The sequence below is a fragment of the Salipiger abyssi genome, from assembly GCF_017311415.1.
GTDB classification, from domain to species: Bacteria; Pseudomonadota; Alphaproteobacteria; order Rhodobacterales; family Rhodobacteraceae; genus Salipiger; species Salipiger abyssi_A.
Map to the genome: position 1 here is coordinate 63,053 of NZ_JAEKIS010000020.1, position 15,886 is coordinate 78,938.

Here is a 15,886-nt window from a genome sequence, read left to right on the forward strand (position 1 = left end):
CCTTGTCTCCGGGACGTCACGTAAAACAACGCCGGCGGCTCTAGCTGTCCTTGGCCAGACCTTCCACCAGCGGTACGAAGCGCACGGGGCGCAGCTCATCGTAGTCATAGCCCTCTTCCGTGCGCGTGACGCGGATGAGATGCTGAACGGCGTCAGACTGCCCTACCGGCAGCACCATAATACCGCCAATCCGCAGCTGGGCCAAGAGCGGGCTGGGCGGATCCTCGGCGGCGGCGGTGACCAGAATCCGGTCGAACGGCGCCTGATCGGGCAGGCCGAAGCTGCCATCGGCGGTGAAGGCGGTGATATTGGCCAGATCCAGCGCTTCGAACACGGCGCGCGCCTCGGCGACCAGCCGGCGGTGGCGGTCGACGGTATAGACGCGGCGGGCGAGCTGGCTGAGGATCGCCGCCTGATAGCCCGAGCCGGTGCCGATCTCGAGAACCTTCTCGCGCCCGCTCAGTTTCAGCGCCTGGGTCATCAGGCCCACCACCGAGGGTTGCGAGATGGTCTGGCCGCAGGGGATCGGCAGCGGCATGTCCTCATAGGCGCGTTCGGTGAAATAGCCTTTGACGAAGGCGCCGCGGTCGATCTTTTCCATCGCCTGGAGCACAGGCCGCTCGGTCACCCCGTGCGAGCGGAGCGCGAAGAGGAACTGCATCTTGGCGTCGGCGTCAAAGCTCATGCGAAGCTGTCCTTCAGCGCGGACAGGGTGTCATGGGCAGTGAAATCCGCACGCATCGGCGTCACCGAGATATGGCCGGCGAGATTGACATCGGCATCGCTGCCGGCGGAGGCCTCGGCGCGCTGGTCGCCGCCACGGATCCACAGGAAGCGGCGGCCCGAGGGCGACAGGTGCGGTTCGGTGGTAAAGCTCGTGCCCTGGCGCTTGCCCTGCGGCACGAGGAGGGTTTCCTGCACGCGGTCGGCGGGGACGGGCGGGAAATTCACGTTCCAAAAGAGACGATAGCCGGGCTGCGCCTCGTCCTGCGCCGCGAGGATCTTGCGCAGGACGCCGGCGCCATGGGTGGCCGCCGCCTCGAACGGGTTCTCCAGCCCGCGCGTCTCGGGCCCGAGATATTGCGACAGCGCGACGGCGGGGATGCCCTGGAGCGAGGCTTCGAGCGCGCCGCCCAACGTGCCGGAATAGAGCGCGTTCTCGGCGGAGTTGTTGCCGCGGTTCACGCCGGAGAGCACCAGGTCGGGGCGCGCGTCCTTCATCACGTCATGGATGCCGGCGAGCACGCAATCGGCGGGGCTGCCCTCAGCGGCCCAGCGGCGCGGGCCCATCTCGACGATCATCATCGGGTGGGTGTAGCTGATGCAATGCGCGACGCCGGACTGCTCGAAAGCGGGCGCCACGGTCCAGACCTCACCCTCCGGGCCGGCGATCTCGGCGGCGATGCCTTCGAGCACCTTCAGCCCGGGGGCGTTGATGCCGTCGTCATTGGTGATGAGAATGCGCATGAAAGCCCCTGTCTTTCCGCCTGAATAGGGAAAGTCCGCGCGCGGGGCAAGCGGCGGAGGCCGGATCGCCCGGCTGCCGGGGCGATGCGCGCGCTGGCGTGGCTTTTTTGAGTATTTACCGGAAAGATGAAGGGGCCGGGGCCGCTCTCAGGCGAGCCCGGCCTCGGCGAGCAGGCGGGCGGCCTCGGCATAGGGCGTGGCCAGCGCCGCCTTGTCCTCGCCGGGGTGAAAGCGCATGCGGGTGGTGGTGTTCATCGGCTCCGGCGCGAGGATCTGCACGCGCGGGCCGGTCTTGACGCTTTCCGCCTGCCAGCTGCGCGCCAGCGCGATCTGGGCGGATTTGGTGGTGCCGTAATGGGCGTAGAATTTCTCGCCCGCGTGCTCGTCCTCGAAGAACAGCGCCTGGCCGTGCTCGCCCAGCAGCGGCGCCATATAGGGGATGAGATAGCCCATGGGCGTGAGGTTGGTGGCGACCGAGCGCTCCCAGTCCTTCACGTCGAGATGGCTGGCGGGGGCCAGCGGGGCTGCGTGGATCGCCGTGTGCACCCAGAGCGCGGCCCCGCCCCAGCGGTCGTAGACCGCACGGCAGAGCTGCGCCATGGCCTCGGGCTTGGTGATGTCCATCGGTGCCAGCGTGGCGTCGCCGCCCCTGGCCTTGATGCGGTCGTCGAGATCCTCGAGCCCGCCCACGGTGCGGGCGACGGCGACGATGTGATAGGCGGGCGCGAGCGCCTCGGCGAGGGCGAAGCCCAGGCCGCGCGAGGCTCCGGTAACGATGGCGATCTGATCGGTCATGCCCGCCCCATTGCCGCGCCCGGTGCGCTTTGTCAACGCGTGCCCGGCAGCTCCAGCCATGCGGCCTTGCTGCCCCGTGCCAGAGCGATGCGCCCGGTGTCGATGGCGACGACCCGCAGACCGGCCACGCTGTCGCCGACGCTGACGGTCTCGGTGCGCCCGCCGGGCAGGCGGACCAGCGCTTCGGGAGCGCTGTCCTTGCCGAAAGTGCCCAGCAGCAGCGGGCCGCGATTGGGAATGCGGGCAGAAGTGGTCGCGCTTTGCGCGACGGCCTGAGGGGTTTGTGCCTGTGCCATGATGGCGCGTGTCTCTTGCGTTGTTGCAAATGGAGACAGGCGGATATCAGCTGCGCCCATGTCGGAGAAAGACCGCGAGCCGTCACGCTGCCGTGACAGTTCCGTCATGGGCGGCCCGCCGCCCGCACGGCGGCGGAAGGGCGCTTATTCGGCGGCGGTCTTGAGCTTGAAGCCCTTCTCGATCATGTCCGCCGGCTCCACCGGGTATTCGCCCGAGAAGCAGGCATCGCAATATTGCGGCGCCTTGTCGTTGCGGCCCTCGGCTTCGCCGGCGGCGCGGTAAAGCCCGTCGAGCGAGATGAATTTCAGCGAGTCGACGCCGAGATGCTCGCACATCTCGTCCTCGGACATGGTCGCCGCCAGCAGTTTCTCGCGCTGCGGCGTATCGACGCCGTAAAAGCACGGCCAGGCGGTGGGCGGCGAGGCGATGCGGAAATGCACCTCTGCCGCGCCGGCATCGAGGATCATTTCCTTGATCTTGCGCGAGGTGGTGCCGCGCACCACCGAATCGTCGACCAGGATCACCCGCTTGCCCCTGATCAGCGCGCGGTTGACGTTGAGCTTGAGCCGCACGCCCATGTTGCGGATCTGCTCGGTGGGCTCGATGAAGGTGCGGCCCATATACTGGTTGCGGATGATCCCCATGCCGTAGGGGATGCCGCTCTCATGCGCATAGCCGATAGCCGCCGGCGTGCCGCTGTCGGGCACCGGGCAGACCAGATCCGCCTCCACCGGCGCCTCGCGGGCCAGCTCCACACCGATCTGGCGGCGGGTTTCATAGACCGAGCGGCCGCCGATGATCGAATCGGGGCGCGAGAAATAGACATGCTCGAAGATGCAGAAGCGCGATTTGCGGCTGCGGAAGGGGCGGGTGCTCTCGACGCCCTCGTCGGTGATCACCACCATCTCGCCCGGCTCGATCTCGCGCACATATTCGGCGCCGATGATGTCGAGCGCGCAGGTTTCCGAGCTCAGGCACCAGCCGTCGCCGATCTTGCCCAGCACCAGCGGGCGCACACCGAGCGCATCGCGCACGCCGATCAGCTTGGTGCGGGTCATGGCGACGACGGAAAACGCCCCCTCGACCCGGCGCAGCGCGTCTTCCATGCGCGAGGGGATATCGCGCTGAAGGCTCCGCGCCATCAGATGGATGATGCATTCGCTGTCCGAAGAGCTCTGAAAGATCGAGCCGCGCTCGATCAGCTCGCGGCGCAGCGCCTCGGCATTGGTGATATTGCCGTTATGGGCAATCGCCGCGCCACCCATGGAGAACTCGCCGAAGAAGGGCTGCACGTCGCGGATCGCGGCGCCCTTGGAGCCGGCGGTTGAATAGCGCACATGGCCGATGGCCAGAGCCCCGGGCAGGGTTTCCATCAGCGACTGCTTGGTGAAATTGTCGCGCACATAACCAAAGCGGCGGGCGGAGTTGAAACCCTCGCCGGGCGCGTAGGAGACGATGCCGCCGGCCTCCTGGCCGCGATGTTGCAGCGCGTGCAGCCCGAGGGCTACGAAATTCGCCGCATCGGTCACACCGATGACACCGAAGATCCCGCATTCTTCATGCAGCTTGTCCCCCTCGATTGCGTCGAAATCGAAGGGATGGGCGGGTGGCATCTGGCGCTCGGACAAGGGCAGCTCCGAATCCGGTATTGGGGAAGTCGCCTCCTCATACTGACATGACGAGGGTATGTCACGGAAGGATCACATTGGCCCGCTGCATTGCAGCGTTGCATTTGTGTCAGCCGCGGTCCGGAAGTGGGGCGCATGAGCCCGTAAATCAAGGGGGCGCGGCCCCATCAAAGAAAAACGCGCCCGGGCTGGCGGGCGCGTTCAATAAGTCCTGTGGGGCCGGAGGTCAGGCGTCGTTGCCGGCGGGGGCCTGGCAGACGGACACGAGCTGCTCGTATTGCTGGGTGATCCAGCCGAGCGCCTGTTCGGGGTTCTGCTCTTCGATCCGGTCGGTGAAGCGCGAGAACACCGCCGCGGAGCGGGAATCGTCGATCATCGCGATATCCTGCGCGGTGATCACCGTATCGTAGACGAAAAACGCGATGGCGACGAGCAGCACGCCGCGCGCCACACCAAAGAGAAAGCCCAGGCCCTGGTCGAGCCCGCCGAGTGCCGAGCGCTGCACCAGGCTGGAAAAGACCGGCGTGAAGAGCGAGATCACCACCAGCGCCAGCGCCAGCACCGCGGCAAAGGCGGCGATCAGCGACAGCTCGCAGCTGTCGGTCAGGAATTCGCCGATCACCGGCACTTCCTTGACCAGCGGCTGCACCTGCGGCGCGAAGACATAGGCCAGAAACGCCGCCGCGACCCAGCCGGCGATGGCCAGCGTCTCGCGCACGATGCCGCGCGAATAGGCCAGCAGCGCCGAGAGCACGATGACCACGGCCACCACGCCGTCCACTATAGTGAAACCTTCCATCCGTTCCCGTCCCTTGCCGATCCTGTCTGTTCGAGCGTCTTACCCGGCGCCGAATACCTCGCCCACCACGCTGGCCAGATCGGCCATTTCGGTGAGCGTCATGTCGCCGCCCTTGGCCTTTCCACCCTTCGGGAGAATGGCCGTGGAGAAACCAAGTTTTTGCGCCTCTTTCAACCGGTTTTCGGTTTGGCCCACCGGGCGCAGCGCGCCGGAGAGGCTGATTTCGCCGAATACCACGGTTTCGGGCGGCAGGGCCACATCCTCACGCGCCGACAAAAGCGCCGCCGCCACCGCCAGATCCGCCGCTGGCTCGCCGACCTTCATGCCGCCCGCGACATTGAGATAGACGTCAAGCCCGGCAAAGGGGATGCCGCAGCGCGCCTCCAGCACCGCGAGGATCATCGCCAGCCGCCCGCCGTCCCAGCCCACCACCGTGCGGCGGGGCTGCGAATGCGGCGAGGGGGCGACAAGCGCCTGAAATTCCACCAGCACCGGGCGCGTGCCCTCGATGCCGGAAAACACCACCGAGCCCGGGGCAGGCGTGCCGCGCTCCGACAGGAACAGCGCCGAGGGGTTGCCGACCTCGGAGAGCCCTGCGCCGGTCATCTCGAAGACGCCGATCTCGTCGGCGGGACCGAAGCGGTTCTTGACCGAGCGCAGGATGCGGAACTGATGGCCGCGCTCGCCTTCGAAATAGAGCACCGTGTCGACCATGTGCTCGACCACGCGGGGGCCGGCGATCTGGCCGTCCTTGGTGACATGGCCCACCATGATCACCGATGTGTTGCGCTTCTTGGCAAAGCTCGTCAGCTCATGGGCGGCGGCGCGCACCTGTCCCACCGAGCCGGGGGCGGAGCCGATATTGTCCGCCCACATGGTCTGGATCGAATCGACGATGGCGAGCGCGGGCTTTTCCTGCTCCAGCGTGGTGAGGATGTCGCGCAGATTGGTCTCGGCGGCGAGCTTCACCGGCGCCTGTGCCAGATCCAGCCGCTGCGCGCGCATGCGCACCTGGGCGCTGGCCTCCTCGCCGCTGGCATAGATCACCTTGAGCCCGGCATTGGCAAAGGCCGCCGCTGCCTGCAACAGCAGCGTCGACTTGCCGATCCCCGGATCGCCGCCCACAAGAATGGCCGAGCCCGGCACCAGCCCGCCGCCCAGCACCCGGTCGAGTTCGCCGATACCGCAGGCGGTGCGCGGCGGCGGCGCCTCGGGATGGCTGAGATCGGTGAGCTTCGCGGCGCGGCCTTTGGCTTGGCCGAGCGTCTTGCCCGTGGGTCCGTCCGAAAGCGGCGCCTCTTCCACGATGGTGTTCCACTCGCCGCAGGCTTCGCAGCGCCCCGACCATTTCGAAGTGCTGTTGCCGCAGGACTGACAGACGAAATTCGAGGATGCGCGCGCCATGCCGCCTTCTAGGCCCGCGCGGGCGCCGGGCGCAAGCGCCTGGCTTTCATCTTTCTGCAAATACTCAAAAACGATGCGACGCTCTGACCGGGCGTGTCGTCATGTCGTCGCGCCGGCTCCAGGCCTACTCCGCCGCCCGGCGCGAGAGCATGGCGACGATGCGGTCGTCCCCCGGCTCGGCGTCGCTCTCCTCGAAATCGCGGTTGCTGACCCAGCCCGAGGGCTCTTCCGCTTCGGGTTCGGGTTGCGCCGTCTCGGGCACGATCTCGGGAAGGATTTCCTCCAGCTCCTCGCAGAGCCGGGCGAGCTGGGCCTCGGCCACGTCCTCCTCGAGCTCGACGCGCATATGCCATTGCCGCATTTCCGTGGCGATGCGCTTGGCTTCTTCGAGCCTTGTGTTGAAATCGTCGATCTCCTGCTGCCGCGCGGTCAGGAAATCGCGCGCCCGCTGCACGTTGCTGTCGGAATAGACCTGTGCCAGCTCGCGCGAGATATGGCTCATCTGCGCCGCCACCTCGAGCACCGAGGGTTCGAGATCGGCAAGATCGGGGTGATCGCGCAGGAAGGCGATGCGCTCGCGCACAGAGTCGAATTCCGAGGCCATGGTGAAGACGCCGTCGCGGTCGGCGCGATGCACGGCAGCATAGGCGCGGGCGACGTCCTTCATGCCGATATGAAAGCGGCGATGCGAGGTTTCCAGCGCCATCATCCGGGCATTGGCGGGCAGGAAGAACAGCAGCCCGCAGGCCAGTGCTGTGAGCCCGAGCTGCACATGGATGCCCGCCTCGGGCAGCAGCGTGTCGCCGAATTGTAGCGGCAGGGTGAGCCATGGCGCATATCCCAGCGCGCAGGCGGCGGCGTAGGCGGCAAGCCCCAGCGCCAGTGACAAAATCGCCATGAGGGCCAGCCGTTGCATGAGAAATTGCACGAGCTGACCCGTCGCGCGCAGATGCGTGATCATCAAAATGCCCCCCGGCAAATCACCCAAGTCAAAACAGACGATGGCAAGAATACGCCGAAGCTGCCTCTTTTACATAGACTTTTTTCCAAATGTACCGTCAGGCGCGGTGTGGCGGCCTAATGGGCGGGGATTCGCGCGGTTGTTTCCGTTGTCGCATCAATGCCCGCGCCGCGCCTCGATGAGCGAGATCGCCAGCGAGGCGAGAATGCAGGCGGTGAAGAGGTAGAGCCCCCAGGCGGTCTCGATCCGGCCGACGCCGATCCCCTTTGCCAGCGTGATATAGAGCGCGATGAGGAAGATATCGGCCATGGCGAGCTTGCCGAGCAGCGTCACCGCTGGCAGGGCGCGGCGGTCGAGCAGGCCGAACTGTATCAGGCTCAGCGCCAGCGTCTTGAGCCAGGGCGCGGCGAGGGCGAAGAACGCCACCAGCAGGGCAAGCAGCAGATCGCTCTGCCAGAGCGCCCGGAGCCCGGTGAGCACGCTGATCTCCTCCATGCCGAAAAGCGGCAGCAGCCCCGCGCGCAGCAGCGGTGCCGACCAGGCGACCGGGTAGAGCAGCAGCAGTGCGAGATTGGCGGCTTTCAGCATGGCGCGGTCGTTCCGCGGGCGGGGCGAGGGGGTTCCACCCCCTCGTGCTCCCCCGGCGTGGCGCGGGAGGGCCGGGCGCTCAGAGGAAGATCGAGGCGAGCCACAGCCCCACCAGGATCCAGAGCAGCGCGATATGGGCGAAATCGAGCCCGCGCATGCGGCTGCCTGGCAGGTAGGCGCTGAGCGCCAGGAAGGCCGAGGGCAGGAAGAGCGGCAGCATGCCGTTGCCGAGCGCCATGAACCGCGCGGCGGCGCCGTAGACCGGCCCGCCGGTGACACCCGCCATGGGCGCCAGCGGCACCGCCGCGCCGGCCAGCGCCAGCAGCAGCGCGGCCAGTGCCGCCAGCCGTGCCGGTGCGGCGGCGCGGATCACCCGTGCCAGCGCCAGCGCCGCGATCAGCTCGAGGAAGACGAAGCGCTTGAAGACCAGAAAGGCGAGCAGGACGGGGCTGGGTTCGAACATGGTTTCCCTATCTCACGGCGGCAATCGGGCCATCGGCGCGCCCGTGGATGAACTGTTGCAGATAGGGATCCTCGGCGGCGTCCATCTGCGCCACCGGCCCCGTCCACTTGATCACCCCGTCATGCAGCATCGCCACGGTATCGGCAATGGCGCGCACCGAGGACATGTCATGGGTGATGGTCATCGCCGTGGCGCCCATCTCGGTGACGATCTCGCGGATCAGGTCGTTGATGACGCCGGCCATGATCGGGTCGAGCCCGGTGGTGGGCTCGTCGAAAAAGATGATTTCGGGATCGGCGGCGATGGCACGCGCAAGGCCCACGCGTTTCTGCATGCCGCCCGAGAGCTCCGCCGGCAGCGCATCGGCTACATCCGGGGTAAGCCCGACGCGGCGCAGCTTTTCGATGGCGATCTCGCGCGCCTCGACCTTGGGACGCTTCAGCGCGCCGCGCAGCAGCCGGAAGGCGACATTCTGCCAGACCGGGAGCGAATCGAAGAGCGCGCCGCCCTGAAACAGCATGCCGAACCGGGCGAGAAAGGCATCGCGGTCGCCCTCATGCACGTCCTGGCCATCGACGGTGATGGTGCCGGCATCGGGTTCCACCAGCCCGAGGATGCATTTCAGCGTGACCGATTTGCCGGTGCCCGAGCCGCCGATGATCACCATGGAGGTGCCGCGCGCGACATGCAGATCGACATCGCGCAGCACCGTCTTGGGGCCGAAGGATTTTTTGACGCCGGAGAGGGTGATCATGGCGCGATCCTCCCGGCCTTTGCGCGGGTGGCGGGCGCTGTGTGGCGTATTTGGAAAGAGAAGATGCGACGGGTGCGGGTCATATGGAGAAGAACACCCCCGTCAGCAGGAAGTTGGCGGCAAGGATCAGCACCGCGGCGGCCTCGACCGAGCCCTTGGTGGCGCGGCCCACGCCCTGGGCGCCGCGTCCGGATTGCATGCCGTAATAGCAGCCCATCAGCGCCGCGATGCCGCCGAAGGCGCAGCCCTTGACCAGCGAAGAGATCACGTCGAGCGGTTCGAGGAAATCCAGCGTGTTCTTGAGATAGGCGGCGGGGTTGAAGCCGAGCGATCCGGTGGCGACGAAATAGCCGCCGAAAATGCCGATCACATCGCCGACGCCGACCAGCAGCGGCACCACGATCAGTGCCGCCAGCAGGCGCGGTGCGGTGAGGTATTTCATCGGATGGGTGGAGAGCGTCACCAGCGCGTCGATCTGCTCGGTCACTTTCATCGTGGCGATCTCGGCGGCGATAGAGGAGGTGACGCGCGCGGCGATCATCAGGCCCACCAGCACCGGGCCGAGTTCGCGCACCATGCCGATGGCGACGATCTGCGGCACCACGGCCTCGGCGTTGAAGCGGGCGCCGCCGGAATAGATCTGGAGCGCCAGGGCGCCGCCGGTGAAGACCGCCGTGAGCCCCACCACCGGCAGCGACAGCCAGCCGATCTGCAACAGCGCCTGGAGCAGCTCGCGCCCGTAGAAAGGCGGGCGCAGGATATGGCTCAGCGCGTCGCCGGCAAAGAGCGCCACCCGTCCGGCGGCGGCGAGCACGCGCAGCACCGCGCGTCCTAGAAGCGCGAGGGGGGCGGCGGGGCTCATGCGCCGAGATAGCTGCGCGAATAGCGCGCCCCGAGCGCGGTGAGAACCTCGTAGCCGATGGTGCCGATGGCATCGGCGACCATGTCTACGGTCTGGTTGCGGCCCAGCAGTTCGAGATGCTCGGGCAGCTCCGAGAGCGCGGTGACGTCCACGGTGATCAGGTCCATCGACACCCGGCCGAGGATCTTGCAGCGGGTGCGCCCGGCCCAGAGATAGCCCTTGGGCGCCAGCGCGCGGTGGATGCCGTCGGCATAGCCGGCAGCGACCGTGGCGACGCGGGTCGGCACGCGGGCGACGAAGGCGTTGCCATAGCCCACCGCCTCGCCCGGGGCGACGTCGCGGGTCTGGATCACCGGCAGCATCAGCTCGACCACCGGCTGCGCCTCGGAAAAGGGCATGCCGCCATAGAGCCCGACGCCGGGCCGGGTCACCTCGAAATGATAGTCGGGCCCGAGCAGGATGCCGCCGGTCGCCGAGAGCGAGCGCGGCGCCTCGATGCCGTCGGTCATCTCGCGGAAACTGCGCAGCTGGAAGGCGTTCATGCCGTGATCGGGCGTGTCGGCGCAGGCCAGGTGCGACATCACCAGAACCGGCGACTGCGCCAGCGCGATATCGCGCAGGGCCGACCATTCGGCGGGCTCCATGCCCAGCCGGTTCATGCCGCTGTCGAGCTGGATGCCGAAGGGGTGGCCGGGCAGCGCCTCGACATGGCGCAGCATCTGGTCGATGGAATTGACCATCGGCACCAGCTTGTGATCGCGGATGATCTCGGCATCGCCCTGCATATGGCCCGAGAACACGCAGATCTCCGGCCCGGGGCCGAGCGCGCGGCGCACCGCGACGCCTTCCTCGGCGACGGCGACGAAGAAGCGCCGTGCGCCTTCCTCGGCCAGGGCCGGGGCGACGCGTTCGACGCCGAGCCCGTAGGCATTGGCCTTGACGACCGCGCCGGCCTCGCCGGTGGTGAGATTGGCGAGTGCGCGCCAGTTGGCGCGGATCGCTGCGAGGTCGATGCTGAGCTGTGCCTGTGCCATGCCCTGCTTGAAAGCCAAGCCCGCCGGAGGGTCAAGAGGGAAAGACGCCGCTGCCGTCTTGCCGCGCCCGCCGCGCCATGCTGGAATGCATGAGAACGGAGGAACGGCGTGGACGATATCGACATTCGGTTCTTTCTGGCCTTCCTCGCGCCGACGCTGGGTTTTGCCATCTGGTTCGTAAAGCGGGTGATGGACGAGCGCGCCGCGGAAGGCGAGCGCGAGACCGCGCGGGACAATCTGGTGCGGGCGCTCTTCGCCGAGATCGACTTCAACACGCGCGATATGGAGGTGTTTCTCGAATATTCGCCGTCGCGCGCCTATCTGGAAAAGCGCTTTGCGCAATATCCCGATCTTATTCCGCATATCACCGATGCGCGTCACACCGAGATCTACCGCAACCGGATTCGCGAGGTGCACGGCATCACCGACGGCGCCCTGCATCTGACGGTGAATTTCTACGGTTTGCTGGAAAAGATCCGCGTGCAGGTGGAAGGGGTGCAGAAGCCCAGCTTTGCAACGCTGGCGCCGGATGCGCGTGTCCGGGCGGTCGATGTGATCGTGCGCACGGCGTGGGAGGCCAAGCTTTGCGGGATCAAGCTGCTCGACGATCTCGACAGGGATCACAGAGCGCTGAAGCTGAAACGCTTCGAGGGGATCGGCACGGTTCCGGGAGAGGAGCTGTCACTGCGGATGACGGCGCTCGAAGAGGCCATCAGGGCGGCGAAGGCCCGGCATGACATTCGGTCCGGCGAAGCGGGCTGACGATGCTCAGACGATGATCGGATCGGGACCGGTCATGATGTTCCTCAACAGGATGTCTCTGTAACGTGAAGATAGCGACGCTCCGGCCTGAAATCAAGCATGCGGGCCGGAGCGTGGGCAAGCCCGGCTCAGAACGCTTCGCTGTCCTGCTGCCAGGATTTGACGAGGTTGCCGAAGCGGGTGAACTGGCTTTCGAAGGACAGTTCCACCGTGCCGATGGGGCCGTGACGCTGCTTGCCGATGATCACCTCGGCCTTGCCGTGCAGGCGCGACATTTTCTCCTGCCAGGCGGCCATCTCGTCGAGCCGGTCGTCAGAGGGTTTCTCGCGCTCGACATAGTATTCCTCGCGGAACACGAACATCACCACGTCGGCATCCTGCTCGATCGAGCCCGATTCGCGCAGATCCGAGAGCTGCGGGCGCTTGTCGTCGCGGCTTTCCACCTGACGCGAGAGCTGTGACAGCGCGATCACCGGGATATTGAGCTCCTTGGCGATGGCCTTGAGCCCCATGGAGATCTCGGCGATCTCCTGCACCCGGTTGTCGGCGGTGCCGCGCAGCAGCTGGAGATAGTCGACGATGATCAGGTCGAGCCCGTGGGTCCGCTTCAGCCGGCGGGCGCGGGCGGCGACCTGCGAGATCGGCAGCGCCGGCGTGTCGTCGATATAGAGCGGGCAGGCCTCCAGCTCCTTGGCGGCATCGACGAAGCGGCGGAATTCCTTTTCGTCCATGTCGCCCTGACGGATCTTGTGGCTGGAGATCTCGGAGGCTTCGGCGAGAATCCGGCTGGCGAGCTGCTCGGCGCTCATTTCGAGAGAGAAGAAGCCGACAACGCCGCCGTCGATGGCGCCCTCGCTGCCGTCGTGTTTCTGGCCGCGCTTATAGGCCTTGGCGATGTTGAAGGCGATGTTAGTGGCCAGCGACGTCTTGCCCATGGAGGGGCGCCCGGCGAGGATCAGAAGGTCGGAAGGGTGCAGCCCGCCGAGCTTCTTGTCCATGTCGACGAGGCCGGTGGAGATGCCCGCCAGCCCGCCATCGCGCTGATAAGCGGCGTTGGCGACATTCACCGCATCGGTGACGGCGCGCAGGAAGCTCTGGAAGCCGCCTTCGGTCTGGCCCTGCTCGGCGAGCTTGTAGAGCGCCTGTTCGGCCTCGACGATCTGCTCGCGCGGCTCGGATTTCACATCGACCTTGGAGGCTTTCGACGAGATGTCGCGCCCCAGCACGATCAGGTCGCGGCGCACCGCGAGATCGTAGATCATCTGGGCATAGTCGCGCACCGCAAAGCTGGAGACGGCGGCCCCCGCGAGGCGCGCCAGATAGGCCGGCCCGCCCAGCTCCTTCAGCCCGTCATCGTCCTCCATGAAGGCCTTGAGGGTGACGGGCGAGGCAAGGTTGTTCTTGGCGATGCGCGCCGCCGCGATCTCGAAGATGCGAGCATGCACCGGCTCGTAGAAATGATGCGCGCTGAGGATCGCCGCCACGCGGTCGTAGATGTCGTTATTGGTGAGGATCGCGCCCAGCAGCTGCTGCTCGGCCTCGATCGAATGCGGCATGGTCTCGGCCTGCTCGACCTCGACGCCGGCCGGATTGAAGACGCTGTGATCGTTCATTGCTCTGCCCCGTTTTCCCGTCTGTCGCGCGGTTTGTGCGTCATAGCCAATGCGCGTGCCGGAACCAATCGGGATATCTCTGTGGAGAACCGCCGGGAAAACCCGGTGGAGAGACCGGCGAGGCGCATTTGCCTCGCCGATATCGTAGCAGATCGCAGCTCTGCCGCAACATATGGTTGCGAATGCGCGATTCGTGCGGGCTTATCCCCGGACGGTTGTGTAGCGCTTACGCGCCGTTTTCCGCCTGCCACTTGCGCGGATCGGCAAGAAACGCCTCGACCGCGCCCAGCGTCTCGGCATCAAAGCCGCCGCGCGCCTTGGCCTCGGCCAGAACGTCGTGCCAGGTGCAGAGGTAATGCAGATCGACGCCGTGATCGCCGAGCGTCTTGGTGGTCTCGGGGAAGATGCCGTAATAGAAGATCACCGCCGTATGGGCGCAGGTGGCGCCGGTCTCGCGGATTGCATCGACAAAGCTCAGTTTCGAGCCGCCATCGGTGGTCAGATCCTCCACCAGCAGCACCCGCTGGCCCTCGGTCATCACGCCCTCGATGCGGGCATTGCGCCCGTAGCCCTTGGGTTTCTTGCGCACATAGGTCATCGGCAGCGCCATGCGCTCGGCGACCATGGCGGCAAAGGGGATGCCCGCGGTCTCGCCGCCGGCGATATTGTCAAAGGCCTCGAAGCCGGCATTGCGCATCACCGTGACGGTGAGGAAATCCATCAGCGTGGCGCGCACGCGCGGGAAGGAGTTGGGCTTGCGGCAGTCGATATAGACCGGCGAGGGCAGGCCGGAGGCGAGCTTGAACGGCGTGCCGTTCTCCATGAAATGCACCGCCCCGATCTCCCACAGCATCCGCGCGGTCAGCCGGGCCATTTCTTCGGGCGAGGGGTAGGACGAGGGGATCATGGGGCGCACTCCTTGCAGATATGCGCCCGCTCTAGCCGGATTTCGCGCCTGCTTGAAGCCCCGGGATCACGGGGCCGTGCGGTTTGCGGCTCAGCCGACCTGCCAGTGCAGCGGGAAGCCCGGATCGAAGACCGTGACCGGGCCCTCGCCGGTCTCGATCTTCGGCGGGTACTGCACCGGCTCGCCCTTGGTCAGGGTCAGCGTGTCCTCATTCACCGGAAGGCGGTAGAAGCGCGGCCCGTTCAGCGAGGCAAAGCCCTCCAGCCTGTCCAGCGCGCCGGCCTGCTCGAAGACCTCGGCGAGGATCGACAGGGTGTTGGTGGCGGTGAAGCAGCCGGCGCAGCCGCAGGCGCTTTCCTTGTTGGGATCGGTATGCGGCGCGCTGTCGGTGCCGAGGAAGAAACAGGCCTCGCCACCCGTCGCGGCAGCCAGCAGCGCCTGGCGATGGATCTCGCGCTTGGCCACGGGCAGGCAGTAGTAATGCGGCTTGATGCCGCCGACGAGGATGTGGTTGCGGTTGATCACCAGGTGATGCGTGGTGATCGTGGCGCCCAGATCGGCGCCGCCCGCGCGGGCGTAATCGGCACCGTCCTTGGTGGTGATATGCTCCATCACTACCCGCAGCCCCGGCGTGCTGCGGCGGATCGGATCGAGCACCCGGTCGATGAACACCGCTTCGCGGTCGAAGATATCCACCTCCGGATCGACCACCTCGCCATGCACGCAAAGCGGAATGCCGCGATCGGCCATGGTCTCCAGCACCGGGCGCACCTTGTCGAAATCGCGCACGCCGGAGGCGGAGTTGGTGGTGGCGCCCGCCGGGTAGAGCTTCAGCGCGGTGATAAGCCCGTCTTTATGCGCCTTGGCCACATCCGCCGGATCGGTGGTCTCGGTCAGATAGAGCGTCATCAGCGGGGTAAAGCCGCTGCCCTCGGGCAGAGCGGCAAGGATGCGCTCCCGATAGGCGGCGGCCTGATCGCCGGTCACCACCGGCGGCACCAGATTGGGCATGATGATCGCCCGGCCGAAATGGCGGGCGGTTTCGGGGGCCATGGCCCGCAGCATCTCGCCATCGCGCAGATGCAGGTGCCAGTCGTCGGGGCGGCGAAGCGTAATCTGGGTCATGGCCGAGCCGATAGCACGCGGCGCGGCGCCGGGCCAGAGGCAACGGGCGGTGCGTCATGCCGAAACGCTGCGTCCTGCCGTGATGTCCTGACGGGAGTATTTATCGGAAAGATGAAGCACAGGCCGCGCTTTCATCTTTCCGGAAGGGTCTATTCCAGCTCAGCGCCTGAGCGGTTTTATTCTGCACGATCTGAGCAGGAGTTTATAGAGGTTCTGATCGCGTGTGTTGAAGCGGAATTCAGTCTCCTTGAGAAAGACGGGAAAGCTGGTTTTTCGTAGCCCGTTGAATTTTTGATGTCGGCGCTTGGCGTAGCTCCAGAAGCTTTCGATGCCGTTGATATGGACACCGTTTCTGGCGAACTGAGCCTTGCCGTGATTGATCCGGTGATGGCGCTTGAAGCCGGCCTCGACCAGACCGTCATAGGAG

General features: G+C 66.4%; 18 protein-coding genes. 1 reads left to right on the forward strand and 17 read right to left on the reverse strand.

The window, feature by feature from the left end:
- Positions 1–40: 40 nt before the first annotated feature.
- The 13 genes from I6N89_RS21005 to alr form a co-directional block, all read right to left on the reverse strand.
- On the reverse strand, positions 41–685 hold the full coding sequence (locus tag I6N89_RS21005) for a protein-L-isoaspartate(D-aspartate) O-methyltransferase (protein WP_076704150.1): 645 nt from the start codon (positions 683–685) through the stop codon (positions 41–43).
- Positions 682–1,467 (reverse strand): 5'/3'-nucleotidase SurE, encoded by a 786-nt coding sequence (gene surE, locus I6N89_RS21010; protein WP_207020377.1) that lies wholly within the window; start codon positions 1,465–1,467, stop codon positions 682–684. The genes I6N89_RS21005 and surE overlap by 4 nt, the downstream gene beginning before the upstream one ends.
- Positions 1,468–1,614: 147 nt before the next feature.
- Complete coding sequence (locus tag I6N89_RS21015) at positions 1,615–2,262, reverse strand: SDR family oxidoreductase (RefSeq protein ID WP_207020378.1); 648 nt, start codon at positions 2,260–2,262, stop codon at positions 1,615–1,617.
- A gap of 32 nt (positions 2,263–2,294) precedes the next feature.
- Entirely contained in the window at positions 2,295–2,558 is a 264-nt protein-coding gene (locus tag I6N89_RS21020; RefSeq protein WP_207020379.1) for an amidophosphoribosyltransferase, read from the reverse strand.
- 144 nt (positions 2,559–2,702) lie between these two features.
- Entirely contained in the window at positions 2,703–4,172 is a 1,470-nt protein-coding gene (gene purF, locus I6N89_RS21025) for an amidophosphoribosyltransferase (protein WP_207020394.1), read from the reverse strand.
- A gap of 241 nt (positions 4,173–4,413) precedes the next feature.
- Complete coding sequence (locus tag I6N89_RS21030; RefSeq protein WP_207020380.1) at positions 4,414–4,986, reverse strand: CvpA family protein; 573 nt, start codon at positions 4,984–4,986, stop codon at positions 4,414–4,416.
- Positions 4,987–5,025: 39 nt separating this feature from the next.
- Positions 5,026–6,390 carry a DNA repair protein RadA gene (gene radA, locus I6N89_RS21035; protein WP_207020381.1) on the reverse strand — a complete coding sequence of 455 codons (1,365 nt, stop codon included), beginning with the start codon at positions 6,388–6,390 and terminating at the stop codon, positions 5,026–5,028.
- Between the two features lie 124 nt (positions 6,391–6,514).
- Positions 6,515–7,351 carry a DNA repair protein gene (locus I6N89_RS21040; protein ID WP_207020382.1) on the reverse strand — a complete coding sequence of 279 codons (837 nt, stop codon included), beginning with the start codon at positions 7,349–7,351 and terminating at the stop codon, positions 6,515–6,517.
- A gap of 156 nt (positions 7,352–7,507) precedes the next feature.
- The gene (locus I6N89_RS21045; protein ID WP_207020383.1) at positions 7,508–7,939 is read right to left on the reverse strand and encodes a paraquat-inducible protein A; all 432 of its coding nucleotides are present in this window, start codon (positions 7,937–7,939) and stop codon (positions 7,508–7,510) included.
- Between the two features lie 79 nt (positions 7,940–8,018).
- On the reverse strand, positions 8,019–8,402 hold the full coding sequence (locus I6N89_RS21050) for a hypothetical protein (protein ID WP_207020384.1): 384 nt from the start codon (positions 8,400–8,402) through the stop codon (positions 8,019–8,021).
- A 7-nt stretch (positions 8,403–8,409) separates the two neighbouring features.
- Complete coding sequence (locus I6N89_RS21055) at positions 8,410–9,156, reverse strand: ABC transporter ATP-binding protein (RefSeq protein ID WP_207020385.1); 747 nt, start codon at positions 9,154–9,156, stop codon at positions 8,410–8,412.
- A gap of 79 nt (positions 9,157–9,235) precedes the next feature.
- Entirely contained in the window at positions 9,236–10,018 is a 783-nt protein-coding gene (locus I6N89_RS21060; RefSeq protein ID WP_207020386.1) for an MlaE family ABC transporter permease, read from the reverse strand.
- On the reverse strand, positions 10,015–11,052 hold the full coding sequence (gene alr, locus I6N89_RS21065) for an alanine racemase (RefSeq protein WP_076704180.1): 1,038 nt from the start codon (positions 11,050–11,052) through the stop codon (positions 10,015–10,017). Before alr ends, I6N89_RS21060 begins: the two co-directional genes overlap by 4 nt.
- A gap of 108 nt (positions 11,053–11,160) precedes the next feature.
- Here alr and I6N89_RS21070 point away from each other — a divergent pair, with 108 nt between their 5' ends.
- Positions 11,161–11,814, forward strand: a complete 654-nt coding sequence (locus I6N89_RS21070) for a hypothetical protein (protein WP_207020387.1) — start codon at positions 11,161–11,163, stop codon at positions 11,812–11,814.
- 128 nt (positions 11,815–11,942) lie between these two features.
- Here I6N89_RS21070 and I6N89_RS21075 read toward each other — a convergent pair whose 3' ends face one another.
- The 4 genes from I6N89_RS21075 to I6N89_RS21090 form a co-directional block, all read right to left on the reverse strand.
- Complete coding sequence (locus tag I6N89_RS21075) at positions 11,943–13,427, reverse strand: replicative DNA helicase (protein ID WP_207020388.1); 1,485 nt, start codon at positions 13,425–13,427, stop codon at positions 11,943–11,945.
- Between the two features lie 226 nt (positions 13,428–13,653).
- The gene (locus I6N89_RS21080; protein ID WP_207020389.1) at positions 13,654–14,334 is read right to left on the reverse strand and encodes an orotate phosphoribosyltransferase; all 681 of its coding nucleotides are present in this window, start codon (positions 14,332–14,334) and stop codon (positions 13,654–13,656) included.
- Between the two features lie 90 nt (positions 14,335–14,424).
- A complete protein-coding gene (pyrC, locus tag I6N89_RS21085; protein ID WP_207020390.1) occupies positions 14,425–15,459 on the reverse strand; it encodes a dihydroorotase in 1,035 nt (344 codons plus the stop codon).
- 159 nt (positions 15,460–15,618) lie between these two features.
- A partial coding sequence (locus I6N89_RS21090) for a transposase (protein WP_207020391.1) occupies positions 15,619–15,886 on the reverse strand: 268 nt, incomplete at its 5' end.

Coding starts and splice junctions, on each gene's coding strand:
- I6N89_RS21005 (WP_076704150.1), bottom strand. CDS start 685: ATGAGCTTTGACGCCGACGCCAAGATGCAGTTCCTCTTCGCGCTCCGC.
- surE (WP_207020377.1), bottom strand. CDS start 1,467: ATGCGCATTCTCATCACCAATGACGACGGCATCAACGCCCCCGGGCTG.
- I6N89_RS21015 (WP_207020378.1), bottom strand. CDS start 2,262: ATGACCGATCAGATCGCCATCGTTACCGGAGCCTCGCGCGGCCTGGGC.
- I6N89_RS21020 (WP_207020379.1), bottom strand. CDS start 2,558: ATGGCACAGGCACAAACCCCTCAGGCCGTCGCGCAAAGCGCGACCACT.
- purF (WP_207020394.1), bottom strand. CDS start 4,172: ATGCCACCCGCCCATCCCTTCGATTTCGACGCAATCGAGGGGGACAAG.
- I6N89_RS21030 (WP_207020380.1), bottom strand. CDS start 4,986: ATGGAAGGTTTCACTATAGTGGACGGCGTGGTGGCCGTGGTCATCGTG.
- radA (WP_207020381.1), bottom strand. CDS start 6,390: ATGGCGCGCGCATCCTCGAATTTCGTCTGTCAGTCCTGCGGCAACAGC.
- I6N89_RS21040 (WP_207020382.1), bottom strand. CDS start 7,351: ATGATCACGCATCTGCGCGCGACGGGTCAGCTCGTGCAATTTCTCATG.
- I6N89_RS21045 (WP_207020383.1), bottom strand. CDS start 7,939: ATGCTGAAAGCCGCCAATCTCGCACTGCTGCTGCTCTACCCGGTCGCC.
- I6N89_RS21050 (WP_207020384.1), bottom strand. CDS start 8,402: ATGTTCGAACCCAGCCCCGTCCTGCTCGCCTTTCTGGTCTTCAAGCGC.
- I6N89_RS21055 (WP_207020385.1), bottom strand. CDS start 9,156: ATGATCACCCTCTCCGGCGTCAAAAAATCCTTCGGCCCCAAGACGGTG.
- I6N89_RS21060 (WP_207020386.1), bottom strand. CDS start 10,018: ATGAGCCCCGCCGCCCCCCTCGCGCTTCTAGGACGCGCGGTGCTGCGC.
- alr (WP_076704180.1), bottom strand. CDS start 11,052: ATGGCACAGGCACAGCTCAGCATCGACCTCGCAGCGATCCGCGCCAAC.
- I6N89_RS21075 (WP_207020388.1), bottom strand. CDS start 13,427: ATGAACGATCACAGCGTCTTCAATCCGGCCGGCGTCGAGGTCGAGCAG.
- I6N89_RS21080 (WP_207020389.1), bottom strand. CDS start 14,334: ATGATCCCCTCGTCCTACCCCTCGCCCGAAGAAATGGCCCGGCTGACC.
- pyrC (WP_207020390.1), bottom strand. CDS start 15,459: ATGACCCAGATTACGCTTCGCCGCCCCGACGACTGGCACCTGCATCTG.